This is a genomic window from Catenuloplanes nepalensis (assembly GCF_030811575.1).
GTDB lineage: Bacteria > Actinomycetota > Actinomycetes > Mycobacteriales > Micromonosporaceae > Catenuloplanes > Catenuloplanes nepalensis.
On the sequence record NZ_JAUSRA010000001.1, the window covers coordinates 8,849,711 to 8,874,864 of the forward strand.

Genomic DNA, 25,154 nt, shown 5'->3' on the forward strand with positions numbered 1-25,154 from the left:
AAGGGCTCCGGAAAAAGCAGCGCGATTATTCTCGGGCATGAAAAAGAATGCAGAAAAAAAGGAGAAATCGGGCGTGACGGCGCATCGAGGCAACCGCCACGGCCGCAGCGAGGAGGCGCGCCTCAGCATCCTGGAGGCGGCCGACGATCTGCTGGTCGAGCGCGGCTACGCGCAGCTCACGATCGAGGGGATCGCGGCCCGTGCGGGCGTGGCCAAACAGACCATCTACCGCTGGTGGCAGTCCAAGACCGATGTGCTGCTGGAGGCGTTCACCACGGACGCCCGCGAGGCACTGAGCCCGCCGGACACCGGCGAGCTCGTCACCGACCTGCGGCTGCACCTGCGCGGCCTGGCGCTCTTCCTGACCGAGCACGACGCCGGCGCGGTCTTCCGTGCGCTGCACGGCGAGGCGCAGCACGACGCGACGCTGGCCGCCCGGCTGCGCACCGAGCACCTGAGCCGGCAGCGCGAGCTGGACCGGTCGCCGCTGGAGCGCGCGGTGGCCCGCGGCGACCTGCCGGCCGGCCTCGACCTGGACCTGCTGGTCGACACGCTGGTCGGCCCGATCTACTACCGGGTGCTGGTCTCCGGCGACCCGGTCGGCGCGGAGTTCACCGATCGGCTGGTGGACGAGGCACTACGGGGGCTTCGCTCAACGGATCCGCGAGAAGCTGGGTGAACGCGAGCTCCGCGGCACCGATCAGCGCGGCGTCCTCACCCAGCTTCGGCGTCCGCAGGCGCAGCAGCTCGCGGCTGGCCGGCAACGCGAGCGAGTTGAGCCGCGACCGCACCTGGGCGGCCGTGGTCAGGTAGAGGTTCCGTAGCGTCCCGCCGAAGATGACCATCTCCGGGTTGAAGATGTTGACCAGGTTGGCGACGCCGAGGCCGAGCCACTCACCGATCTGACGCAGCGCCTCGTGGCTGCCCGGGTCCCCGCGCATCGCCGCGATCAGCTGGTGCGCGGGGATCCGGCCGCTGCCGTCCGTGCCCAGCGCGTGCAGCAACGCCTCCTCGCCGATCTCCGACTCCCAGCAGCCGCGTGCACCGCAGCTGCTGCAGGTCCGGCCGCCCGGGTGCACGATCATGTGGCCGACCTCGCCGGCGTAGCCGCCGTGGCCGGTGATCAGCGAGCCGTGCGCGATGATCCCGGCGCCGATGCCCACCTCGCCGTGCAGGTAGATGACGTCCTCGGTGTCCACGGCCACGCCGCGCAGGTGCTCGGCCAGCAGCGCCAGGTCCGCGTGGTTGCCGACCCGGACCGTGTGGTCGCCGCCGAGCGCCTCGGCCAGCGGCTCCGCGAGCGGCTCGTCCACCCAGCCGGCCTTCGGCGTGAGCCGGACCAGGCCGTCGTGGCGGCGGACCATGCCGGCCACGGCCACGCCCACGCCCACATATCGCCCGCCGTCCGGCGCCGCGTGCTGCATCTCCTTCACGAACGCGGCCAGCGGGCCGACCACCTCGGAGACGCGCAGGTCCCGGGGACGGTCGTAGACGCGCTCGTCGAGCACCTCGCCGCCGAGCCCGACCCGGGCCGCGCGCAACCGATCGACCTCGATGCTCAGCGCGTACGCGTACACCCGGCCGGACTCCGGCAGCACCACCAGCGACGGCCGGCCGGCCCGGCGCGAGCCCCGCGGCGCCTCCTCGCGCACCAGCCCGGCCGCCGTCAGGTCCGCGGTCAACGCCCCGATCGTGCTGCGGTTGAGCCCGAGCCGGGTGGTGAGCTCCGCGCGGGAGATCGGCCCGTGCACGTGCACATAGCGCAGCAACGCCCCGAGGTTCTGCCGGCGGACCTCGTCCTGGCTGGGTCCGGCGCGCATCAGTGTGAACTCTCCATGGTGGACCTGGGTTAACGGAGACCGGTGGCCGCCGCGCGACGCCGGGACAGCGCATCGATGCTAGCGGCGGCGAGTAGCACCGCACCGGTCCAGGCGAATTTCGCACCCGCGCTCGCGTTCATCAGGCCCATGCCGTTGTCGATCACCGCGACCACCGCGCCACCGATCACCGCGTCGATGATCCGGCCCTTGCCGCCGAACAGGCTGGTGCCGCCGATCACCGCGGCGCCGACCGCGTAGAGCAGCACGTTGCTGCCGCCGGTGTTCGCGTCCACCGAGGCGGCGCGGCTGGCCGCCACGACACCTCCGATCGCGGCCATGAACGAGCAGATGACGAAGACGGAGATGCGGATCCGGTCGACGTTGATGCCGGCCCGGCGCGCGGCCTCGCGGTTGCCGCCGACCGCGTAGACGTGCCGGCCGTACGCGGTGCGGTGCAGCACGAACGTCAGGATCACCAACAGCAGCACGATGATCGGCACCACCACCGGCACGCCCTTGAGCGAGGTGATCAGCACGTTGCGGCTGCGCTCCAGGTTGAGCACGTAGACCGCGGTGCCGACCACCGCGACCAGCGCGCCGATCCGGGCCAGCACCACACCGAGCGGGTCGGTGATCAGCCCGCGCCGGTGCCGGTTGCGCCACTGCCAGAGCTGGATCCCGGCGTAGATCAGCACGCCCAGCGCGAACAGTGCCCAGCCGAGCGCCGGCGGCACGTTCCGGTTCGAGACCGCGAGCAGCACGTCGTCCCGGACCGGCACGTTGGTGCCACCCTTGATCAGGATCAGCGCCACGCCCTGAAACGCCAGGAACGCGGCCAGCGTGACCACGAACGACGGGATGCCGACCTTCGCCACCATGAACCCGATGGACACGCCGATCACCGCGCCGGTGGCCAGCGCGGCCAGCGTCGCGGCGTACCACGGCCAGCCCTGGTAGGTCAGCAGCACCGCGAGCACGGACGCGCAGACCCCGCTGGCGTAACCCGCGGAGAGGTCGATCTCGCCGAGGAGCAGCACGAAGACCAGGCCCATCGCGATGATGGTGACGGCCGCGCCCTGGGTGAACAGGTTCGCGAAGTTGCCGGCGCTGAAGAACGCGGGCCGCATCACACCGAAGAACACACAGAGCGCGATCAGCCCGAGTACGGCAGGGAGCGAGCCGATGTCGCCGCCGCGCACCCGTCTCAGATAGTCCTGGACGTGCCCGCGCACCGTCGGTTCCGCGGTGGTCATCGAGGCCCCCCGTTCTCCGCCAGGCCCAGGTCGCCGCTGCGCCCCGCCGTGATCAGTTCGACGATCTGCGAGTGCGTCACGTCCGTGGTCTTCACCTGCGCGGCCATCCGGCCAAGGTAGAGCGTGGCGATCCGGTCCGAGATGGCGAAGACGTCGTTCATGTTGTGCGAGATCAGCACCACCGCCAGGCCCCGGTCCGCGAGCCGGCGGACCAGCTCCAGCACCTGCGCGGTCTGTGCCACGCCGAGCGCCGCGGTCGGCTCGTCCAGGATGACGACCTTGCTGTTCCAGAGGACGGCCTTGGCGATCGCCACGGTCTGCCGCTGGCCGCCGGAGAGGCTGGACGCGTGCTGGCGCAGCGACTTGACCGTGCGCACGGACAGGCTGGCCAGCGTCTCCGCCGCGAGCTGCTCCATGGTCGGCTCGTCCAGCACCAGCCCGCTGCGCTTCTCCCGGCCGAGGAACATGTTCTGCACGATGTCGAGGTTGTCGCAGAGCGCGAGGTCCTGGTAGACGACCTCCAGCCCGAGCGCCGCCGCGTCGCGCGGACTGTTGATCGAGACCGGCCGGCCCTCGAAGAAGATCTGCCCGGAGTCGATGGGGTAGATGCCGCTGACGCACTTGACGAGCGTCGACTTGCCGGCGCCGTTGTCGCCGACCAGCGCGGTGACCTCGCCGGGGTAAACCGCGAGGTTCACGTCGCGCAGGACCTGGACCGGGCCGAAGCCCTTGTCCAGCCCGCGCAGTTCCAGCAGGGGGGTCGCGGACACATCTCTCCTAGCGGCTCTCGCGCCGCCCGGATCACCGATCCGGGCGGCGCGGCTCTGCGGGCTCTAACTGACGCCGGCCTCGGTGCACTTGGCCGCGTACACACCGGTGCACAGCTCGGCCGCGGTCCAGTAGCCGTCCGCGACCACGTCCTTGACGCTATCGAAGAAGATCGCCTTCGGGGTGAGCAGCACGGAGGGAACCTCCCGGCCGGTCTCCGGATCGGTGACCCGGCCGGGAACCTCCTTGCGCTCATTCTTCGACAGTGCGATGGCCAGCTCGGCCGCCGCGTTCGCCTCCTGCTTGACCGCCTTGTAGACCGTCATGCACTGATCGCCGACGAGGATGTTCTGCAGCGCCTGCACGTCCGCGTCCTGGCCGGTGACCGGCACCTTGCCGTTCAGGCCGTTCCGCTTCAGCACGGTCACCACCGCGTTGCCGAGCCCGTCGTTCGCGGCCAGCACGCCGTCGATCTTGTTGTTCGTCTGGGTCAGCATCTGCTCGAAGATCGTGCCGGCCGTGGTGTTGTTCCACTGCGGCACCGGCTCCTGCGGCCCCTTGACGTACGTGCCGTTGTCGTACAACGGGTTCAGGACCGACTCGTAACCCTCCTTGAAGAGGGTGGCGTTGTTGTCGGTGGGGGAGCCGTGCAGCTCCGCGACGACCGGCTTGGTCACCTTCAGGTCGGTCAGGCACTTCTGCAGGCCCTCGCCCTGGAGCCTGCCGACCTGCACGTTGTCGAAACTCACGTAGTATTCCGCGCTGCCGCCGAGCGTGAGCCGGTCGTAGTCGATCGTGGCGACACCCTGACTCTTCGCCTTGTCGAGCACGGCCTTGCCGGTGCCGGAGTCGAGGTTCGTGATCATCAGAACCGTGGTGCCGTTCGTGATCATCTGGTCGGCGATGGTCTGGAACGCGTTCTTGTCGCCCTGCGCGTTCTGAATGTCATACTCGACGCCCGCCGCCTTGAACGCCGCCTCCAGATACTTGCGGTCCGCGGTCTCCCAGCGGTTCGACGAGGCGCTGTCCGGCAGAATGACGCCGATCTTGGCGGGTCGCGTGGCTCCGGTGCCGGAGTCGTCGCCGCACGCGACGAGCGCTCCCGCGACAAGGCCGGCCGCGGCCAGCGTGGTCAGGACTCTGCGCATTGTGCATGGTCCTTTCGTGTGGTGGAGCTCCCTGCGGTTGTCGAAGATTTGTTGTGCCCGGCAACGTATTTCGCCTGTGGCCCACGGCACAACCCCCACTTTTGTTTAATGGCATAACAATTTCGCAACGCGCCCGACACACCCCCCAACCCAAGATCAACGCCCATCCCGTCGGCACGCCCACCAACCCCGAACCCGCTCCACTTCCGCAACCCCACCTCCTGCCCCGGCGCTCCGCTGCCTCCCGCCCATCCACTCCTGATTCCCGCCGCAACCCGCGCCTTGACACAGCCCGCCCCGCGCCCCGGTCTCGATGTGCCTCGCTTCCGGCGTGCCTTGGTTTCCGGCGTGCCTTGGCTCCCGGTGCGCCTCGGGTCCGTGCGTGCTTTGGGTCTCCGCCTGCCTCGGGTCCCGGCGTGTCTCGGATCCCGACCCGGGCCGGATTCGGCGTGCCTCGGCTTCCGGCCTGGCTGGGACTTCGGCGTGCCTCGGCTTCCGGCCTGGCTGGGACTTCGGCGTGCCCTGAATTCCGGGCCTGGCTGAGACTTCGGCCGGGTTGCGATCCAGCCACGCTCGGCTCCTGGCCGGACTTGCTTCCGGCGCAACTCGATGTAGCTCGTCGGCGTAGGTCCCCATCTGCGTGGCTGAACCCCTCAGATGAAACGAGGAGGTCAGGGCGCTTCGCTCCCGAAATTTCGGTATATAAGCGCCGTAGGGCGGAAGTGTCGCTCGTCCCGGTATTGGCGGTTGCCGGGTCACGGATGACTCATGGCGAAGTTTCGTCGGCTCGGGTGGCCAGCGGCGGTGCCCGCTCCGGGGTGTGTGGTGAACTGCGACGCGGGACGCGGGGTTGCGCGTGCCCAACGCTGGCGGGTGGTTCGGTGCGCGGCGATGCGGGTCGCGTGGTTGTCGGTGGCCAGCGGCGGCACCGGCTCCGACGCCGCGTCCGGAGCGGAGCGCTAGCGGAGTCGAAGGACTCGGCGAGGTTTGCCCGCGGGAGCGACTCCGTTGCCCGTTCGGCGGTGGCTCGCCGCGAAGGATCATTGACCGACACGAAAGAGAGGTCGAATATCGAAGTTGACCTCTCTTTCGTGTCGGTCAATGATCCTTCGGGCATGAGTGGTCGCGACAGCACGACCACCACGCCGGCTTCCGCTCGACGCTGTCCGAGCCATGGCGGAAATAATCCGAAATTTCGGGCTGATGCTTCCGGTCTCCGGGCAGGGCTCGCGGCTTCCGATGCCGAATGGGCAACGGAGTCGGGAGCACGCGGGCGTCACTACGCCGGAAGCGGGAAAGTCGTTTGGATTTGTCGGGTTTGTATGTCGCTCCGGAAAGGAACCCCGCGGTTGAACGTCTGCGCCCTACCGGCATCTGGACTGGATCTTGTAATAAGTGAGAGTAAAGATCCTTCCAGCCCTCATTGCTGTTTCGTGCGGGTTCAAACAGCAATGAGGGCTGGAAGGATCTTGGAGCTGCTCCGAGTCGATCAGCGCCGACCCGCTTTGTCCGGAAATCTCGGACCCGAATCTTCGCCGTGCGAAATCATCTCCGCGCCATTGCCGCATGCTGAGACTGATCTTCCGCCATGCGGACCGGCAATCAGGTGGCGCCTGCGCGGCGTCCAGAGCTATGCCGGCTCTTCGAAGTTGAGCGGGGTGCGGTGTTGACGGCGACCCGGACGTAGCGGGCTCGCAGCTCGTCGGTGATCATCTGAGTGTCTAGATCGGATAGTCACAAGTGAAGAGCTGCGAGCATGGTCAACGATACGACCCGGCTGCTGGGCCTTGACGGCCTGGTCGTCGATCGGGTCGAGCTGGATGCCGCTGGTGTGCCGGTGGTGGTCTTGTCCACTGGGTGTGAGCAGGCGCGTTGCTGCCCGGACTGCGGTCAGGAGGCGGTGCGGGTGAAGGCGTGGGTCACGACCCGGCCGCGGGATCTGCCGGTCGCCGGCCGGACGGTGCGGTTGCGGTGGCGTAAACGCCGCTGGCACTGCCCGACCGATAGTTGTCCGCGTGTGTCGTTCACCGAGCAGGTCGGGCAGGTCCCGGCCCGGGCGAGACTGACCGGCAGGCTCCGCGCCGCGGCCGGGGCCGCAGTCGCTGACGGCGGGCGGACGGTCGTGCAATCGGCCCGTGATCACGGACTGTCGTGGCCGGTCGTCGCGGCGGCGTTCACCGCTCACGCCGCAGCGGTGCTGCCCGCCGAGCCCGATCCGGTCGAGGTGCTGGGGATCGACGAGACCCGCCGGGGCCGGCCGAAATGGGAGTTCGACCCGGTCACCCAGGCGTGGCAGACGAGCGTGGACCGGTGGCACGTCGGCATGTGTGACCTGACCGGCGGCCAAGGGCTCCTCGGCCAGGTCGAGGGCCGGACCGCCCAGACCGTGATCGACTGGCTTACCGCCCGCAGCCAGGATTGGCGTGACCAGGTCCGATACGTGGCGATCGACATGTGCACGATCTTCAAATCCGCGATCACCACCGCGCTACCACACGCGATCCTGGTCGTCGATCACTTCCACGTCGTGCAACTCGCCCACCAGGCCCTCAACGACGTCCGCCGCCGGATCACCGTCCAGCACCGCGGCCGCCGGGGCCGGGCCGGAGACCTCGAATGGGACCTACGCAACCGCCTGACCCGCTCCGCACGCCGGCTCCGCGCCGAACGCGTCGACAAACTCTGCGACGACCTCACCACCCTGCCAGCCAAGATCAGCACACCGATCCTGGCCGCATGGAACGCCAAGGAAGACCTCCTCGACCTCCTCGCCCTGGCCCGCACCCACCCGAACCGCGAAACCATCACCCGGCACCTGCACCGCTTCTACACCCGCTGCGCCGACTCCGGCCAGCCCGAACTCACCCGCCTCGCCCGCACGATCGAGACCTGGTGGCCGCAGATCCTCGCGTTCCTCCACACCGGCATCACCAACGCCGGCTCCGAGGGCACCAACCGCGTCATCAAAACCGTCGCCCGCAACGCCTACGGCTTCCGCAACCCCGAAAACCAACGCCTACGCACCCGCGCCGCCACCACCCGAAAATCCCGCGGCCACCTCAACCCCGCTTAACCTCGAAGAGCCGCTATGCCTCGCCGAAAGCGAAATCGGAAAAACGTCCGGAACCGCCCTACGCCGTGGCGATCGGGGCGAAGGTCGCGCCGGCCGCGTCCGGGAAGGCGGACGGCGGGACCTCGACCTGGAGGCCGCGGCGCCCGCCCGAGACGAAGACCGTCTCCTGTCCCGCAGCGGACGAGTCGACCACGATCGGCAGGCGGGAGCGCTGGCCGAACGGGGAGATGCCGCCGGTCACGTAGCCGGTGGCGCGCTCCGCCGCGGCCGGGTCGGCCATCGTGGCCCGCTTGCCGCCGAGCGCGGCCGCCAGCGCCTTCAGGTCCAGGGACGCGGAGACCGGCACCACGCCGACCGCGAGCCGGCCGTCGACCGTCGCGACGAGCGTCTTGAACAGGCGGGTCGGCGCGACGCCGAGCGCGGCCGCGGCCGCCTCGCCGTAGGACGCGGCCTTGGGGTCGACCTCGTACGTGTGCGCGGTGAACGTGATCTTCTGCCGGGTGAGCAGCGTCGTCGCCGGGGTGCCGCCGGCCTTGCTCGCAGACTTCGCCACGGGACGAAGGATAACGAACCTCAGTAGATCCCGAGCTCCTGGCAGGCCGCGGCGAACGCGTCCGTGCACAGCTCGTTGCGGGTGACGTAGCCGTCCACGATCACGGACTTCACGTCCTGCCGGAAGATCGCCTTCGGGGTCAGCAGCACGGACGGGACCTCGCGGCCGCTCTCCGGGTCGGTGACCTTGCCGGTGACCTCTTGGTGCTCGCCCTTGGCCAGCGAGATCGCCAGCTTCGCGGCCGCGTTCGCCTCTTCCTTGATCGCCTTGTAGACGGTCATGCACTGGTCGCCGGCGAGGATGTTCTGCAGGCCCTGCACGTCCGCGTCCTGGCCGGTGACCGGCACCTTGCCGTTGAGCTTGTTCCGCTTCAGCACCTGGATGACCGCGTTGCCCATGCCGTCGTTCGCGGCCAGCACGCCGCGGATGTTCGGGCTCTGCGTGAGCATCTGCTCGAAGAGCTTGCCGGCCTGCGTGTTGTCCCAGTCCGGCACGGCCTGCTCCGGGCCCTTCACCGCGACGCCGCTGGCGTACAGCGGGGTCAGAACGGATTGGTAGCCCTCTTTGAAGAGCGTGGCGTTGTTGTCGGTGGGGGAGCCGTGCAGCTCCGCGATCACCGGCTTGGTCGCCTTCAGCTCGGTCAGGCATCGCCGCAGACCCTCGCCCTGCAGCTTGCCCACCGCGACGTTGTCGAAGCTCACGTAGTACTCCGCGCTGCCGCCGAGCGTGAGCCGGTCGTAGTCGATCGTGGCGACGCCCTGGCTCTTCGCCTTGTCCAGCACAGCCTTGCCGGTGCCGGAGTCCAGGTTGACGATCATCAGCACCGTGGCGCCGTTGGTGATCTGCTGGTCGGCGATGGTCGCGAACGCGTTCTTGTCGCCCTGCGCGTTCTGGATGTCGAACGGGATGCCGGCGCTGGTGAACGCGCTCTCCAGGAACTTCCGGTCCGCGGTCTCCCAGCGGTCGGAGGTGGCGCTGTCCGGCAGGATCACGCCGATCTTGGGGACCGGTGCGTCGCCCGCGTCGTCACCGCCGCAGGCGGCGATCGAGCCGGCCGCGACGAGGGCGGCGGTGAGGGTGGCGAGACCGCGACGCATACGTGGGCCTTTCATCCGCTTCAGGGGATAAAAACCACTATGCCCGCCGGAGGCCTGGCATTTCACCAGATCAGGATAGATTTCCCGAGGGTACGGGTCGGCAGAGCAACGTCACGGGCGCACCGGCCACCCGGGTGAGCACCAGCGACAGCTCCTCCGGACCGCTCAGCCGCAGGTCCCGGCGCAGCTGGGCGACGTCCAGCGCGGAGCCGCGCTTGAGGATCTCCACCCGGCCCACCTCGCGCCGCCGCAGCTCCGTGCGCAGCCGCTTCAGCGAGAACGGCATCGTGTCCAGCACCTCCAGGCAGCGGCCGAATCCGGTCGGCACCGGCGTGTCCGCGTAGACGTAGGCGATCTGCGGGTCGGCCAGCACGCCACCGACCCGCTCCGCGAACGCGGCCACCAGGTGCGCCCGGACCACCGCGCCGTCCGGGTCGTAGACGTACCGCCTGACCGTCCCGACCTCGGCGGGAACGTCGGCGGCGCCGGTCAGCTCCCCGCCGCTCGGCAGCACCGTGGCCCGGCGCGGCACGCCGGCCAGCGGCCCGCACCAGAACGCGGCCTCCACCACGTCGCCGCCCACGCTCACCCACTCCGCCTCCGCGCCGTCCGGGATCAGCGCGTGGTCGATGCCGGGGGCGAGCTTCAGCACGGTCCGCGGCACGCGCCCGGCCAGCCCGGCCACGAAGTCCCACGGCGGCGAGAACGACGCGGGGTCGAAGACGCGCTTGCCGGTCTTCGAGGCCCGCCGGGCCGGGTCGCAGAAGACCGCGTCCACGCCGGTCAGGTCCGCCTCGGCCGCGTCGCCGGTGGTCACGGTGATCAGCTCGGCCAGTCCCAGGACGGCCGCGTTGGCCCTGGTCAGCGACGCGGTGTGCGGGTCCGCCTCCACCGCGTGCACCCGGATGCCCCGCCGTGCCGCCGCGATCGCGTCCGCGCCGAGTCCACAACCCAGATCGGCCAGCACGCGTACGCCGGCGTCGTGCAGCCTGGCTGCCCGGCGCGCCGCCACCGTGGCGCGGGTGGCCTGCTCCAGCCCGGCGCGGGTGAAGAACATGACGTCCGCGTCCGCGCCGAACTTCGCGGTCGCGCGCCGGCGCAGCTCGGCCTGGGTCAGCGCGGCCGAGGCCAGCTCCGGCGGGAAGCCGGCGCGCCGCATCCCGGCCGCCGCGGCCAGCACGTCACCGCCGTCCGTCGCCGTGGCCGCGGCGAGCGCGGCCTCTCCCTCGGGGGTACGCAGCAGATCCAGCTCCACGCCCTTCATCCTCCCGGGCGGCCCGATCCGCCGCGGCGCGCGGGGTGTTGGCACTCTCCTTGACGGAGTGCTAGCCCCCGGAATAACCTTCCGTTAGCACTCGCCATGGGTGGGTGCCAGCCTTCCGGGCTCGTTCCCGGGAGCACCAAGCTTCCTGGGCCCGTCCCAGGAGCGCTTCCCGGGCCCGTCCCGGGGGGCAACGCCTGGCGGTCCGGCACCCGCGACGACGGCCCGCCCGGTGGCATGAGGCAGATTGACGCCGTCCAGCGCGCGTTCGCGCACGCGTGGCCGGTAACGACACCAGTACCCCAGGAGGGTATGCCCGTGACTACCGCGACCCAGGTTGCGATCAAGCCGCTCGAGGACCGCATCCTCGTGCAGGCCAACGAAGCCGAGACCACCACCGCGTCCGGCATCGTGATCCCCGACACCGCCAAGGAGAAGCCGCAGGAGGGCACCGTCAAGGCGGTCGGCCCCGGGCGGATCGACGACAAGGGCAACCGCATCCCGGTTGACGTGAAGGTCGGCGACACCGTCATCTACTCGAAGTACGGCGGCACCGAGGTCAAGTACGCCGGCGAGGAGTACCTCGTGCTCTCCGCGCGCGACGTGCTCGCCGTCATCGAGAAGTGACTTTCTAAGTAATTTCTGCGGTCAGCCCCGGAACCCGTTTCGCGGGGGCCGGGGCTGTCTGCGCTCATAAGGCGGTTCTCAGCGGTTTCGCGCCCGACGGCGTGACCGCAGCTTCCAAGTCCGTGAAGGGACAACAATGGCGAAGATCCTGAGCTTCTCGGATGACGCCCGCCACCTGCTCGAGCACGGCGTCAACGCGCTCGCGGACACCGTAAAGGTCACCCTCGGGCCGCGCGGCCGCAACGTCGTGCTGGACAAGAAGTTCGGCGCTCCGACGATCACCAACGACGGCGTCACCATCGCCAAGGAGATCGAGCTCACCAACCCGTACGAGAACCTCGGCGCGCAGCTCGTCAAGGAGGTGGCGACGAAGACCAACGACGTCGCCGGTGACGGGACCACCACCGCGACCGTGCTGGCTCAGGCGCTGGTCCGCGAGGGCATCCGCAACCTGACGGCCGGCGCGAACCCGGCCGGCATCAAGCGCGGCCTGGACGCGGGCGTCGAGGCCGTGTCGAACGCGCTGATCGAGAAGGCCGTCGAGGTCGGGGACCACAAGGCGATCGCGCACGTCGCGACCGTCTCCGCGCAGGACGCCACGATCGGCGAGCTGATCGCCGATGCGATGGACCGGGTCGGCCGCGACGGCGTCATCACCGTCGAGGAGGGCTCCACGCTCGCCACCGAGCTGGACATCACCGAGGGCCTGCAGTTCGACAAGGGCTTCATCTCGCCGAACTTCGTGACCGACGCCGAGGCGCAGGAGGTGGTGCTGGAGGACCCGTACATCCTGATCACCACCTCGAAGATCTCCACGGTCGAGGAGGTCCTGCCGCTCCTGGAGAAGGTGCTGCAGGACAGCAAGCCGCTGCTGATCATCGCGGAGGACGTCGAGGGCCAGGCGCTCGCGACGCTCGTGGTCAACGCGATCCGCAAGACCTTCAAGGTCGCCGCGGTGAAGGCGCCCGGCTTCGGCGACCGCCGCAAGGCCATGCTGCAGGACATCGCGATCTCCACCGGCGCGGAGCTCATCGCCCCCGAGCTCGGCTACAAGCTGGACCAGACGACGATCTCCCAGCTGGGCACCGCCCGCCGCGTGGTCGTCGACAAGGAGAACACCACGATCGTCGACGGCGGCGGCAACTCCGCCGAGGTCGCCGACCGGGTCGCCCAGATCAAGAAGGAGATCGAGGCGACCGACTCCGACTGGGACCGGGAGAAGCTCTCCGAGCGTCTCGCGAAGCTCGGCAGCGGCATCGCGGTCATCAAGGCCGGCGGCGCGACCGAGGTGGAGATGAAGGAGCGCAAGCACCGCATCGAGGACGCGATCGCCGCCACCAAGGCCGCGGTCGAGGAGGGCACCGTGCCCGGCGGCGGCGCCGCGCTGGCTCAGGTCGTCTCCGTGCTCGACGGCGACCTCGGCAAGACCGGAGACGAGGCCACCGGCGTCCGGATCCTGCGCAAGGCGCTCGTCGAGCCGCTGCGCTGGATCGCCCAGAACGCCGGCCACGACGGCTACGTCGTGGTCAACAAGGTCATCGACTCGCCGTGGGGCCACGGCCTGAACGCGGCCACCGACGAGTACGTCGACCTGGCCGCCGCCGGCATCATCGACCCGGTCAAGGTGACTCGCAGCGCGGTCGCCAACGCCGTCTCGATCGCCGGCCTGCTCCTCACGACCGAGACCCTGATCGTCGAGAAGCCGGCCGAGCCGGAGCCGGCCGCGGCCGGCGGTCACTCGCACGGCCACGGCCACCAGCACGGCCCGGGCTTCTGACCCGAGCTTCGCTGAGCACCCGAACGCCCCGGAACCCGATGGTTCCGGGGCGTTTCGCGTGGGCCCGCTGCCTGCCTCCGCCGCGACGCCTTCGCGGACGTGCGGCGAGCGGGCGCGACGGGTCGGCTCACCCGGCCCCGGGCTGAACGCGCTCGCCATGACGTGCCGTGAAGCCCGGCTGTAGTGCCGCATCGCCGGTCCATCCGTTCTCGGTGGGGCGAGGGACACGTCGGCGAGCTGCGGCCGGATCCGTTCGTGAGCCGTAATGATTCGCGCCGGAGCCGTCGTGGTGCCACGCGGCAGACTGGAGGCGTGGCGATGACGACGGAGACGGCCGCACCGACGGGCACCGGCCGCGGCGCGGCCCGGTGGGGTGCGGTGGCCGGGGTGGCGGCGGCCGCGGCCGGGCTGGGCGTGGCGGAGCTGGTGGCGGTGTTGATCGGGCCGAGGTCGGCGCCGGTGGTGGCGGTCGGCGGCGTGGTGGTCGACCGGGTGCCGGCCGCGGTGAAGGACGCGGCGATCGCGGTGTTCGGCGTGCATGACAAGACCGCGCTGATCGTCGGCACCATGCTGCTGCTCGCGCTGGCGGCGGCCGGAGTCGGCGCGCTGGCGGTGCGGTCGCTGGCCTACGCGGTGGGCGGGACCGCGCTGTTCGGGGCGATCGGGGTGGCGGCCGCGCTGACCCGGCCGGGTGCGAACGCGGCCTGGGCGCTGCCGTCACTGGCCGCGGTGGCCGGCGCGCTGACGGCAGGCTGGTTCCTCCTACGCCTGCTTCCGGCGGATTCCATCGTCGGCGGCGCCCGGTCCGCGTCCGTCGCTGCGGCTGCCGCCTCCGGCGGGGCCAGGACCGCGGCGGTCGCCCCGGGTGCACCCGGCGCCGCACCGGGTGGTGACGGAACCGGCATGGCGGTGCCCGGTGCTGCGGGGAGCGTTGACCGGGTCGGCGCCCCGGTGGCCGGCGGCAGGGGCAGGGCTGTGGCGGCGCCTGATCCTGAGGCGCGGCGGCGGTTCCTGAAGGCGGCCGGGCTGGTCGTGGCCGGGGCAGCGGTGGCGGGGTATGCCGGGCGATGGCTGTCGACGCGGCTGAGCGTGTCGGAGGTGCGGGCCGCGGTGACGCTGCCGCGGCCGGTGGATCCGGCGCCGGTGCTCCCGGGCGGCCTCGACCCGGCGCCAGACGGCGCCACCTATGTCACGAAAAACGAGGACTTCTACCGGATCGATACCGCGCTGAGCGTGCCGCAGGTCGATCCGGAGTCGTGGACGCTGCGGATCCACGGCCGGGTCCAGCGAGAGATCACGCTCACCTGGGCCGAGCTGCTCAAACGCCCGATGGTCGAGCGATACGTGACGCTCGCCTGCGTCTCGAACGAGGTGGGTGGCGACCTGATCGGAAACGCGCGCTGGCTCGGCGTACCCGTGAAGGATCTTCTTGATGAGGCCGGGCCGCTGGACGGCGCGGATCAGGTGGTCAGCCGCTCGGCCGACGGCTGGACCTGCGGTACGCCGACCGAGATCCTGCGGGACGGCCGGGACGCGCTGCTCGCGATCGGCATGAACGGGGAGCCGCTGCCGGTCGAGCACGGGTTCCCGGTGCGGATGGTGGTGCCGGGGCTGTACGGCTACGTGAGCGCCTGCAAGTGGATCACCGAGATCGAGCTGACGAGCTTCGCGGACTTCGACGCCTACTGGGTGCCGCGCGGCTGGTCCGCCCGGGGCCCGATCAAGACCCAGTCACGCATCGACACGCCCCGGCGGAAGGCGACGGCCGGCACGGTCACCGTGGCCGGCGTCGCCTGGGCCCAGCACGTCGGCGTCACGAAGGTCGAGGTGAGCGTGGACGACGGCCCGTGGACCGCGGCGGTGCTGCACCCGAGCGTCTCGACCGACACCTGGTGCCAGTGGAGCTACCCGTGGGCGGCGACGCCGGGCGAGCACACGCTCCGGGTGCGGGCCACGGACGCGGGCGGCGCGGTGCAGACCGAGGCCGAGGCGCCGGTCGCACCGGACGGCGCCACCGGTTGGCACACCGTCAAGGTCGAGGTCACGGCCCCGTAGAAACGCGAGGGCGGCGCCCGCTGAACCATTGGGCGCCGCCGCGACGTATCCGGGGGTGTGAAGATTCACTGGGAAGTGACGGGGGGTTCAGGCTGCGGTGGGCGTCCGCTGCGCCGGGACCGCGCTCTTGTGGGGTGCGCCGAGGCGAGCCTCCAGGCGCGCCACGTCGACCGCGCTGTGCCGCCGGTCGGCGAGGTCCTCCCAGCCCACGGCCAGCAGGCGCAGACGCTCGGACTCGCTGAATCCGCCCCACACGCCGTACGGCTCGCGGACGGAGAGCGCGTGCGCCGCGCACTGGGCCCGGACCGGGCAGGCACCGCAGACCTGCTTGGCCTTGGACTCGCGCCGGTTCCGGGAGGAGCCGCGTTCGCCGTCGGGGTGGAAGAACTGTGCGCTGTCGCGTCCTCGGCACAGGCCGAGTCGCTGCCATTCCCAGAGGTCGGAGATGGGACCGGGCAGTCTGCGTACGTTAGACATCAGCACCCTCCCTCGCGGCGCCGCGCGACGGCTCATGTGGCTCAACCGGTGGAGCCGGATGATGGCGGCGACCAAAGCAGGCGCATCCGATCCGACCTCACGGCGTTCTACCCAGGGGGAGGAGTGCTCACACATGACAGATCGAATCGTTATTCGCACGCTGTTCCCCGGCGTGTCGAGGTGTCCGGAAGTTTCCTCTTCTATCCGTCGAAAGCGCGTAATACTGCCCCAGGTTCGTGGTCTCCTCCTATGAGGAGAGGAGGATCACTGTGCGTACCGTCCTCGTTTGCGTCCGGACGCCGCTGGCGGCTCAGGCCGTAGCAACCACGGCGGCCCGGCTGGGAGTGGCCGGAGCCGTCCGAACTGCGGTGACCGAGCCGGAGGCGATGCTGCGGCTGGCCGAGAGGCCCGCCGACGTGGTCCTGGCCGACACCGCGGTCACCCGGCCCGACAGCGTCGGATTTACACGGAGAGTATTGGCCAGATCCCCTGGGGCGGTGATCGTGCTCTTCGGCGCTGAAGACCCCCGTGCGGCGGCGGCCACGGTCGCCGCGGGCGCCCGGGGCGTCATCCGCGGTGCCGAGCAGGACATGGTCAGCGTGGTGGCCAAGGCGGTGCTCCTGCTCTGCCTACCCGCCCGTCCGCCCGCCGGGGCACGGCCGGCCGGTGCCGGTCCCGCTCAGGCGGCCGTCGCCGGTCAGGTGCGGGCCACCGCCGGTGCCGTCGCCGAGCAGGGCGCCGCGTCCGCGCTCGGCATGATGCAGGGGCGGGTGCCGACCCAGGTCGTGCCCGCGCAGCGTGGCGACTTCGGAGACCCGGGCGACGGCCTGAGCGACCTCGGTCGCGGCTGGCCGGCGACCCGGCCGGGCGAGGGTGATCTCGGTCGCGAGCCGGAGCCGGCCGCGCGGCGGATCGCGCTCACCGAACGCGAGTTGCAGGTGTTGCGCGGCATGTCGGACGGGAAGAGCAACGCGGAGATCGGCCGCGAGCTGTTCGTCTCGGAGGACACCGTGAAGACCCACGCCCGCCGGCTCTTCCGCAAACTGGGCGCGCGCGACCGTGCCCACGCGGTGGCGGCCGGGTTCCGCGCGGGCCTGGTCGACTGATAAGAGTGACAAAAGGGACCGGGCGCTAGAAAGCGCCCGGTCCTACTCGTTTTCGTCGGTGCCCTCGGTGAGGGTGTCGTGGACCCCGTCGGCGTAACCCCGCGCGTACTCCCACGTGACGTAGTGGTCCGGGTCCGGGTCGTAGGCCGGCTCGTGCACCCGAGGGCGCCCGGAGCTGAGCAGGTGACGCAGGTTTCCGCGCAGCAGGTCCCAGTCGAAGTAGTGCGGCTCGTGACAGTCCTCGCACTCGATGACGAGGCCCCGCACCCCGATCGGGCCCAGAAGCGCCTGGTAGATCTCGAGATCGGCCAGATCTTCCAGCACGTCCTGGCGCTCAGCCTCGGTCAGCGGATCCAGGTTGTCCCCATCGGTGAGGTCGTCCAGGCCCGCAGACGGGTCGACAGGGTCGCCGCTGAAGGGGTCGATCGGCTCGTCGTGCACGCCTCCACCGTAGCGGCAGACCCGCCCTCTTCGTCGGCCCGCCGCCCCCTGAAGGTGATCCGGGCGCCATCGACAGGGCTCAGGCGGGTGACCTGCGTCGTTTCCGGCGCCGACCGAACGGCCTCGATCAGGGGTCCGGTTACGATGAACCATCGCGCCGCCGTCCAAGCTCAGGGGATTTTCATCGTGGACCTTTCGTCGTCCGTAGAGCAGACCGTGCCGTTGGGGCTCACCTTTGACGACGTGCTCTTGCAGCCGGGTGAGTCGGATCTGCTGCCGAGCCAGCTGCGCACGGTCACGCAGCTCACCAGGAACGTGACGCTCAACATCCCGCTGGTCTCCGCCGGGATGGACACCGTCACCGAGGCGCGGATGGCGATCGCCCTGGCCCGCCAGGGTGGCATCGGCGTGCTGCACCGCAATCTGTCCGCCGACGAGCAGGCCAGCCAGGTCGACCTGGTCAAGCGCTCCGAGTCCGGCATGGTCACCAACCCGGTCACCTGCAGCCCGGAGGACACGTTCGCCGAGGTGGACAAGCTCTGCGGCCGGTTCCGCATCTCCGGCGTCCCGGTCGCGGACGCGGACGGCAAGCTGGTCGGCATCGTCACCAACCGCGACATGCGCTTCGTCACCGACCCGGCCACGCCGGTCCGGGAGATGATGACGAAGCTGCCGCTGATCACCGCGCCGGTCGGCGTCTCCAAGGAGCAGGCGCTCGGGCTGCTCCGGCAGCACAAGATCGAGAAGCTGCCGATCGTCGACGACGCCGGCGTGCTGCGCGGCCTGATCACGGTCAAGGACTTCACGAAGTCGGAGAAGTTCCCGCACGCCACCAAGGACGACGCGGGCCGGCTGCGCGTCGCGGCGGCGATCGGCGTCGGCGAGGACGCCTACAAGCGGGCTCGCCAGCTGGTCGACGCGGGCGTCGACGTGCTCATGGTGGACACCGCGCACGGCCACAACCGCGCGGTCGCCGACATGGTGCGACAGCTGAAGAAGGACACCACGATCGACATCGTGGGCGGCAACATCGCCACCTACGCGGGCGCCAAGGCGCTGGTCGAGGCGGGGGCGGACGCGGTGAAGGTCGGCGTCGGCCCGGGCGCGATCTGCACCACCCGGATCGTCGCGGGTGTCGGGGTCCCGCAGATCACCGCGATCATGGAGGCCGCCCGTGCCGCCCGCCCGGCCGGTGTGCCGGTGATCGGCGACGGCGGCATCCAGTATTCCGGCGACATCGCCAAGGCGCTGGTGGCCGGCGCGGACACGGTGATGCTCGGCAGCCTGCTGGCCGGTTGCGAGGAGAGCCCGGGCGACCTGCTCTTCATCAACGGCAAGCAGTTCAAGACGTACCGGGGTATGGGATCGCTCGGCGCCATGAAGGGCCGCGGCCCCGAGGCCAAGTCATACTCCAAGGACCGTTACTTCCAGGCTGACGTGACCAGCGACGACAAGCTGATCCCGGAGGGCGTCGAGGGCCAGGTCCCCTACAAGGGCACGGTGGCCCAGGTGTCGCACCAGCTGGTCGGCGGTCTCCGGCAGGCGATGTTCTACGTCGGCGCGGAGAACGTGGCCGAGCTGCACAAGCGTGGCCAGCTCGTCCGGATCACCGCGGCGGGCCTCAAGGAGAGCCACCCGCACGACATCCAGATGACCGTCGAGGCCCCGAACTACCACAGTCGCTGATCCGTTGAAGGCTGGAGCTGACTTTCGTGCGTGACGTCGTCGAGATCGGGCTGGGCAAGACCGCGCAGCGCGGTTACCACCTGTCCGACATAGCGATCGTGCCGAGCCGCCGCACCCGGGACGTCGACGACGTCTCGACGGTGTGGCAGCTGGATGCGTACCCCTTCAAGATCCCCTGCGTGGCGCACCCGTCGGACGCCACCATGAGCCCGGACACCGCGATCGCGCTGGGTCGCCTCGGCGGCCTCGGCGTGCTCAACGTGGAGGGCCTCTGGACGCGGTACGAGGACCCGGCCAAGGTCCTGGCCGAGCTGGCCGGACTGGACGACGACGAGTCGGCCACGCCGCGCCTGCAGGAGATCTACTCCGAGCCGATCAAGCCGGAGCTGATCGCGGAGCGGGTCCGGCAGATCCGCGAGGGCGGCGTGACCGTGGCCGTGCGCGTCTCGCCGCAGCACACGCTGGCGCTGGCGCCGGTGATCCTGGACGCGGGCGTGGACCTGCTCGTCATCCAGGGCACGCTGGTCTCCGCGGAGCACGTGTCCACCACGGACGAGCCGCTGAACCTCAAGGAGTTCATCGCCGACCTCGACCTCCCGGTCATCGTCGGCGGCTGCACGGACTACAAGACCGCGCTGCACCTGATGCGCACCGGCGCGGCCGGCGTGATCGTGGGCATCGGCGCGGACGAGTGGGCCACCACGGACACCGTGCTCGGCATCCGGGTGCCGATGGCGACCGCGATCGCGGACGCGGCCGCGGCCCGCCGCGACTACCTGGACGAGACCGGTGGCCGCTACGTGCACCTGATCGCGGACGGTGGCATCTCCACCTCCGGCGACATCGCGAAGGCGCTGGGCTGCGGCGCGGACGCGGTGATGCTCGGCGAGCCGCTGTCGCTGGCCGAGGGCGCGCCCGCGTCCGGCGCCTGGTGGCACTCCGCCGCCAGCCACCCGAACCTGCCGCGTGGCTCGTTCGGCCCGTCCAACGAGCCGCTCGGCTCGCTGGAGACGCTGCTCTACGGCCCGGCCGCGGACCCGAGCGGTCAGCTGAACCTGTTCGGCGGCCTGCGCCGGGCGATGGCCAAGTGCGGTTACCGGGACCTCAAGGAGTTCCAGAAGGTCTCGCTGGTCCTGGACTGACCCGGCGAGGGCCGCGCCCGTCACCAGGGGCGCGGCCCTCCCCATCAAAGGACCGGCCCGGCGAGGGCCGCGCCCATCACCACGAGCCCTCCCATCGCAGTCGGATACCGTTTCCGCCGTGAGCGTGAAGAGCCTGCGACGGAGCGTCCGGAAGAGCACGGCTGCGGTGCTGACCGCAGGCCTGCTGGCGACGGCCTGCACCTCGCCTCTGCGGACCCCGTCGATCTCCCCGTCCGGTGCGGAGGGAGCCGGCGGCATCGGTGCCGAGGGCATCGGCGACCCGTACTTCCCGCGCTACGGCAACGGTGGCTACGACGTCGGCCACTACGGCATCCAGGTCCGCTATGACCCGGCCACCGACCAGCTGACCGGCCGCGTCGCGATCACCGCGGTCGCGGCGGTCCCGCTGCGACGGTTCAACCTCGACTTCACCGGCCTGCCCACCACCCGGATCACCGTGAACGGGCAGCCCGCCACCGCGGAGCAGCAGGAGTCCGAACTACGCGTCACGCCGGCGGCCGAGGTGAGCGGCGACTTCACGGTGGAGATCGACTACGCCGGGGTGCCGCAGCCGATCAAGGCGATCCTCGGCGAGGGCGGCTGGCTGCACACGGAGGACGGCGCGATCGCGCTCGGCCAGCCCGAGTCCGCCAGCTCCTGGTTCCCGGTCAACGACCACCCGCTGGACAAGGCCACCTACGACCTGGCGATCACCGTTCCGGAGGGCCTGTCCGCGCTCAGCAACGGCACGCCGGAGGGCACCACCACGGCGGACGGCTGGACCACCTGGCGGTGGGCCGAGCGCGCGCCGATGGCGCCGTACCTGACCACGCTGGTCATCGGCGACTACCGGATCACCTCGGGCAGCCACCGGAACCGGCCGATCCTGACCGCGGTCGCGAAGTCCTTCCCGGAGGGCGGCGACGCGGACGCGGCGATGGCCCGCACCGCCGAGGTCGCGGACTTCCTGGAGACGCAGTTCGGGCCGTACCCGTTCGAGTCCTACGGCGGCGTGGTCGTCGCGGACCCGCGGATCAGCTACGCGCTGGAGACCCAGTCCCGCCCGGTCTACGGCCCGTCGTTCTTCCGCGCCGGCTCGGACAGCAGTTGGGTGGTCGCGCACGAGCTGGCCCACCAGTGGTTCGGCGACAGCGTGTCGATCGGTGGCTGGCAGCACATCTGGCTGAACGAGGGCTTCGCCTCCTACGCCGAGTGGCTCTGGGCCGAGAAGGACCGGAAGATCAGCGTCCAGTCCCAGTTCGACGACGTCTACGGACTGATGGACTGGACCGTCCCGACCGGCGACCCCGGTCCGGCGAACATCTTCAGCGGCGCGGTCTACCGCCGCGGCGCGCTCGCGGTGCACGCGCTGCGGCTGACCGTGGGCGACGACGCGTTCTTCAAGATCTTGAAGGCGTGGACCACCGAGCGCCGCAACGGCAACGCGGTCACCGCGGACTTCATCGCGCTCTCCGAGCGCGTCTCCGGGAAGTCGCTGCGCCCGCTCTTCGATGCCTGGCTCTTCGGCACCGCACAGCCGCCGGTGCCGAAACCCTAGCGACTGCAACCTTTCCGGCCCGTCGGGTGTCTCACTGGTGTGTCCCCCCGACGCACCTTCGTGAGAGCCGCCGCGCTGATCCTGGCCGGCGCGCTGGCGGGCTGCGGCATCGTGGTCGAGACCGCGCCGGGCATCGGCGCGAACGGCCTCGGCGACCCCTACTTCCCGCGCTACGGCAACGGCGGCTACGACGTCAGCCACTACGCGCTCCGGATCCGTTACGACCCGGGCACCGACCGGCTGACCGGCACCGCCGTGATCACCGCGACCGCGCTCGCGCCGCTGCGCCGGTTCAACCTCGACTTCGCCGGCCTCCCGGTCAGCCGGGCCGAGGTCGGCGGCCGGGCCGCGGCGACCCGCCAGGACGGCGGCGAGCTGCTGGTCACGCCGGCCGCGGAGATCACCGGTGGCTTCACCGTGGAGATCGACTACGCCGGGGTGCCCACGATGATCGACGACTCGGCGCTCGGCCGCGGTGGCTTCCGGCACACGCCGGACGGCGCGGTCGTGATCGGCCAGCCCGAGTCCGCCGGTGCGTGGTTCCCGGTCAACGACCACCCGCTGGACAAGGCCACCTACCACCTGGAGATCACGGTTCCGGCCGGCCGCGCCGCGCTCAGCAACGGCGTGCCGGACGGCGTGGCCACCGCGAACGGCTGGACCACCTGGCGGTGGGCCGAGCGGGTGCCGATGGCCAGCTACCTCGCGACCATGGTGGTCGGTGACTACCGGGTGTCGTCCGGGCACCACCGGGGCCGGCCGATCGTCACGGCCGTGGCCGCGTCGATCCCGGCGGGCGGCGTCGAGGACGCGGCCATGGCCCGCACCGGCGAGATCGCGGACTTCCTGGAGGCGCGCTTCGGCCCGTACCCGATGGAGGCCTATGGGGGTGTGATCGTGGCCGACGAGAGCGTGAAGTTCGCGCTGGAGAACCAGTCCCGCCCGGTCTACGGCCCGGACTACTTCCGGCGCGAGGACGACGGCACCTGGCTGGTCGCGCACGAGCTGGCCCACCAGTGGTTCGGCAACAGCGTCTCGATCGGCGGCTGGCAGCACATCTGGCTGAACGAGGGCTTCGCCACCTACGCGCAGTGGCTGTGGGACGAGCACAACCGGGGCATACCGGTCCAGGACGTGTTCGACTCCACCTACCGCGGCACCGACTGGAGCGTCCCGACCGGCGATCCCGGCCGCGCCGGCATCTTCAGCAACGCGGTCTACCACCGGGGCGCGCTCACCGTGCACGCGCTGCGCCGGACCGTCGGCGACGAGGCGTTCTTCAAGATTTTGAAGGCCTGGACCGGCGAGCGCCGCAACGGCAACGCGGTCACCGCGGACTTCATCGCCCTCGCCGAGCGCGTCTCCGGCCGCCCGCTCCGCGACCTCTTCGACGCCTGGCTCTTCTCAAAAACCCCACCGTAAAGGCCCTCGCGGCTGTCAATCCTGGGGTCATTCCACAGCGGCCAGCTTTGGGTCAGGCCGGGGCCGGGGAAGGTCAAGAGCTACGAGCAAGGGCTCTGTAGGGCCCTCGCGGCTGTCAATCCTTGGGTCGTCCCACAGCGGCCAGCTTTGGGTCAGGCCGGGGCCGGGGAAGGTCAAGAGCTACGAGCAAGGGCTCTGTAGGGCCCTCGCGGCTGTCAATCCTGGGGTCATTCCACAGCGGCCAGCTTTGGGTCAGGCCGGGGCTGGAGAAGGTCAAGAGCTACGAGCAAGGGCTCTGTAGGGCCCTCGCGGCTGTCAATCCTTGGGTCGTCCCACAGCGGCCAGCTTTGGGTCAGGCCGGGGCTGGAGAAGGTCAAGAGCTACGAGCAAGGGCTCTGTAGGGCCCTCGCGGCTGTCAATCCTGGGGTCATTCCACAGCGGCCAGCTTTGGGTCAGGCCGGGGCTGGAGAAGGTCAAGAGCTACGAGCAAGGGCTCTGTAGGGCCCTCGCGGCTGTCAATCCTTGGGTCGTCCCACAGCGGCCAGCTTTGGGTCAGGCCGGGGCTGGAGAAGGTCAAGGGCAAGGAGCAAGGGCGGATATTCCCGCTTCCGGCGGGGCTGGGTTCCGAGTGCTCCCGCGGGCACCGGGGCCGCCGTGGTCCGGCAGATCAGGATCAGGGCGTCCCCGAAGTCGTTAGAACGACTTCGGGGACGCCTCGATCGTGAGCGGGGTCAGCCCTGGTCGATCAGGTCTGGGTGGTCGCGGACGAAATCCGGGAGTGTGCCGGCGCGCAAGCACTTGAAGTAGTCGGCGGACGGCGGCTTCAGCTCCTCGCCGCGGTACTCGCCGAACTCGGAGACCGCGTCGCCCGGCAGCCCGACCAGCGTCAGGTCCGCCGGCCGGAGGTGACTCAGCGCGTAGGCGAAATCCACCGCCGAGTGCGTGCCGCCGTCGAAGACCATCATGTCGCCGACCGCGGCCAGCACCGACTCCATCCGCGCGACGTCGCGCAGCAACCCCTCGTCCGTCGCCGCGGTCAGCATCGCCTTGAGCAACTGCCGATGGTGCCGCTGCCGGGTGTAGTCACCGCCGGTCAGGTAGCGCTGCCGCGCGTAGTCGATCGCCTGCCACCCGGCCATGGTCATCGTGCCGACCCGGTACACCTGCTGCGGGTCGCCGTCCCCCGCCCGCCGGGTGCCGTCCGGCTTGCGGTGGATCGACGGCGTCCGCACGTCCACGTGGATCCGCACCCCGCCGAGCGCGTCGATCAGTTCGTCGTAGCCCTCCATGCTGATCACCGCGGCCGCGTCGAAGTTCTTCATCCCGGTGTAGTTCCCGACCGTGGTGTCCAGCAGCCGGACGCCCTGCGCCGGGTCCGGCCGCTTGCCGGGGACCACACTCCCGTACGCCATCGCATCGGTGATCTTGTGTCGGCCGCCCTCGAAGCCGGCCGGCGGAAACGCGGGCACGTCCACGACCAGGTCCCGCGGCAGCGACGTGAGGTACGCCGCGCGCAGGTCCCGCGTGACGTGCAGGATCATCAGCGCGTCCGAGTGCGGCCGCCAGCCCGGCTCGCCGATCCGCGTGTCCACGCCGACGATCAGCAGGTTCAGTGGCCCGCCGGTGATGTCCGCGCCGGGCGGCACCGTGGGCGACGGTGGCGACGACGGTGCCGCGGACGGCAGCAGGTCCGCGGTGGGCACGCCCGGCCGCGAGCGCGCGACCGCGTAGGCGCCTCCCGCGATCAGCACCGCGAGCACGGCCGTGAGTGAGACGATGATCAGGCGCCGCCGGGGCATATCGACATCCTTTCCCGCAGTGGGAAGACGCATGACGCCCGCCGCGCGTTGCAGCCCCATGACGCCCAGCGGGTTTTCTGCGATTCGCGTC

General features: G+C 70.6%; 20 protein-coding genes. 10 read left to right on the plus strand and 10 right to left on the minus strand.

What is annotated here, in order from left to right:
* The first annotated feature begins 73 nt into the window (after positions 1–73).
* Positions 74–679, plus strand: coding sequence for a TetR/AcrR family transcriptional regulator (locus J2S43_RS38500; RefSeq protein ID WP_306837926.1), 606 nt, complete (start codon positions 74–76; stop codon positions 677–679).
* On the opposite strand, the gene J2S43_RS38505 is transcribed toward J2S43_RS38500, so the two are convergent.
* The 4 genes from J2S43_RS38505 to J2S43_RS38520 all read right to left on the minus strand — a co-directional run bounded on the left by J2S43_RS38505 (position 612) and on the right by J2S43_RS38520 (position 4,989).
* Positions 612–1,820 (minus strand): ROK family transcriptional regulator, encoded by a 1,209-nt coding sequence (locus tag J2S43_RS38505; RefSeq protein WP_306837927.1) that lies wholly within the window; start codon positions 1,818–1,820, stop codon positions 612–614. The genes J2S43_RS38500 and J2S43_RS38505 overlap by 68 nt on opposite strands.
* 29 nt (positions 1,821–1,849) lie before the next feature.
* Positions 1,850–3,073 (minus strand): sugar ABC transporter permease, encoded by a 1,224-nt coding sequence (locus J2S43_RS38510; RefSeq protein WP_306837929.1) that lies wholly within the window; start codon positions 3,071–3,073, stop codon positions 1,850–1,852.
* Positions 3,070–3,843, minus strand: coding sequence for an ATP-binding cassette domain-containing protein (locus J2S43_RS38515; protein ID WP_306837931.1), 774 nt, complete (start codon positions 3,841–3,843; stop codon positions 3,070–3,072). Before J2S43_RS38515 ends, J2S43_RS38510 begins: the two co-directional genes overlap by 4 nt.
* A gap of 63 nt (positions 3,844–3,906) precedes the next feature.
* Entirely contained in the window at positions 3,907–4,989 is a 1,083-nt protein-coding gene (locus tag J2S43_RS38520) for a sugar ABC transporter substrate-binding protein (RefSeq protein WP_306837933.1), read from the minus strand.
* Positions 4,990–6,745: 1,756 nt separating this feature from the next.
* Between J2S43_RS38520 and J2S43_RS38525 the strand changes: the two genes are divergently transcribed.
* Positions 6,746–8,062: an ISL3 family transposase gene (locus J2S43_RS38525; RefSeq protein WP_306826563.1), complete on the plus strand. Its 1,317-nt coding sequence runs from the start codon at positions 6,746–6,748 to the stop codon at positions 8,060–8,062.
* Positions 8,063–8,120: 58 nt separating this feature from the next.
* On the opposite strand, the gene ybaK is transcribed toward J2S43_RS38525, so the two are convergent.
* The 3 genes from ybaK to J2S43_RS38540 form a co-directional block, all read right to left on the minus strand.
* Entirely contained in the window at positions 8,121–8,615 is a 495-nt protein-coding gene (gene ybaK / locus J2S43_RS38530; protein ID WP_306837935.1) for a Cys-tRNA(Pro) deacylase, read from the minus strand.
* Between the two features lie 20 nt (positions 8,616–8,635).
* Entirely contained in the window at positions 8,636–9,712 is a 1,077-nt protein-coding gene (locus tag J2S43_RS38535; protein WP_306839738.1) for a sugar ABC transporter substrate-binding protein, read from the minus strand.
* 70 nt (positions 9,713–9,782) lie between these two features.
* Positions 9,783–10,976, minus strand: coding sequence for a class I SAM-dependent methyltransferase (locus J2S43_RS38540; RefSeq protein WP_306839740.1), 1,194 nt, complete (start codon positions 10,974–10,976; stop codon positions 9,783–9,785).
* A gap of 315 nt (positions 10,977–11,291) precedes the next feature.
* Here J2S43_RS38540 and groES point away from each other — a divergent pair, with 315 nt between their 5' ends.
* The 3 genes from groES (at position 11,292) to J2S43_RS38555 (ending at position 15,432) form a co-directional block, all read left to right on the plus strand.
* The gene (gene groES / locus J2S43_RS38545) at positions 11,292–11,600 is read left to right on the plus strand and encodes a co-chaperone GroES (protein ID WP_503125037.1); all 309 of its coding nucleotides are present in this window, start codon (positions 11,292–11,294) and stop codon (positions 11,598–11,600) included.
* A gap of 136 nt (positions 11,601–11,736) precedes the next feature.
* On the plus strand, positions 11,737–13,377 hold the full coding sequence (gene groL / locus J2S43_RS38550) for a chaperonin GroEL (RefSeq protein ID WP_306837940.1): 1,641 nt from the start codon (positions 11,737–11,739) through the stop codon (positions 13,375–13,377).
* Positions 13,378–13,695: 318 nt separating this feature from the next.
* Complete coding sequence (locus tag J2S43_RS38555) at positions 13,696–15,432, plus strand: molybdopterin-dependent oxidoreductase (RefSeq protein ID WP_306839742.1); 1,737 nt, start codon at positions 13,696–13,698, stop codon at positions 15,430–15,432.
* A gap of 87 nt (positions 15,433–15,519) precedes the next feature.
* On the opposite strand, the gene J2S43_RS38560 is transcribed toward J2S43_RS38555, so the two are convergent.
* Complete coding sequence (locus J2S43_RS38560) at positions 15,520–15,909, minus strand: WhiB family transcriptional regulator (protein WP_306837941.1); 390 nt, start codon at positions 15,907–15,909, stop codon at positions 15,520–15,522.
* Positions 15,910–16,178: 269 nt separating this feature from the next.
* Here J2S43_RS38560 and J2S43_RS38565 point away from each other — a divergent pair, with 269 nt between their 5' ends.
* A complete protein-coding gene (locus J2S43_RS38565) occupies positions 16,179–17,015 on the plus strand; it encodes a helix-turn-helix transcriptional regulator (protein WP_306837943.1) in 837 nt (278 codons plus the stop codon).
* A 42-nt stretch (positions 17,016–17,057) separates the two neighbouring features.
* Here the strand turns inward: J2S43_RS38565 and J2S43_RS38570 are convergent, their stop codons facing one another.
* Positions 17,058–17,456 (minus strand): DUF5319 domain-containing protein, encoded by a 399-nt coding sequence (locus J2S43_RS38570; protein WP_306837945.1) that lies wholly within the window; start codon positions 17,454–17,456, stop codon positions 17,058–17,060.
* Between the two features lie 186 nt (positions 17,457–17,642).
* Here J2S43_RS38570 and guaB point away from each other — a divergent pair, with 186 nt between their 5' ends.
* From guaB to J2S43_RS38590, 4 genes are all read left to right on the plus strand, one after another.
* Positions 17,643–19,142: an IMP dehydrogenase gene (gene guaB, locus J2S43_RS38575; RefSeq protein WP_370881713.1), complete on the plus strand. Its 1,500-nt coding sequence runs from the start codon at positions 17,643–17,645 to the stop codon at positions 19,140–19,142.
* A 26-nt stretch (positions 19,143–19,168) separates the two neighbouring features.
* The gene (locus J2S43_RS38580) at positions 19,169–20,284 is read left to right on the plus strand and encodes a GuaB3 family IMP dehydrogenase-related protein (RefSeq protein ID WP_306837949.1); all 1,116 of its coding nucleotides are present in this window, start codon (positions 19,169–19,171) and stop codon (positions 20,282–20,284) included.
* Between the two features lie 124 nt (positions 20,285–20,408).
* On the plus strand, positions 20,409–21,842 hold the full coding sequence (locus J2S43_RS38585) for a M1 family metallopeptidase (protein ID WP_370881821.1): 1,434 nt from the start codon (positions 20,409–20,411) through the stop codon (positions 21,840–21,842).
* Positions 21,843–21,902: 60 nt separating this feature from the next.
* Positions 21,903–23,264: a M1 family metallopeptidase gene (locus J2S43_RS38590; protein WP_370881714.1), complete on the plus strand. Its 1,362-nt coding sequence runs from the start codon at positions 21,903–21,905 to the stop codon at positions 23,262–23,264.
* Positions 23,265–23,995: 731 nt separating this feature from the next.
* Here J2S43_RS38590 and J2S43_RS38595 read toward each other — a convergent pair.
* Positions 23,996–25,063 carry an LCP family protein gene (locus J2S43_RS38595; protein ID WP_306837950.1) on the minus strand — a complete coding sequence of 356 codons (1,068 nt, stop codon included), beginning with the start codon at positions 25,061–25,063 and terminating at the stop codon, positions 23,996–23,998.
* Positions 25,064–25,154 lie beyond the last annotated feature (91 nt).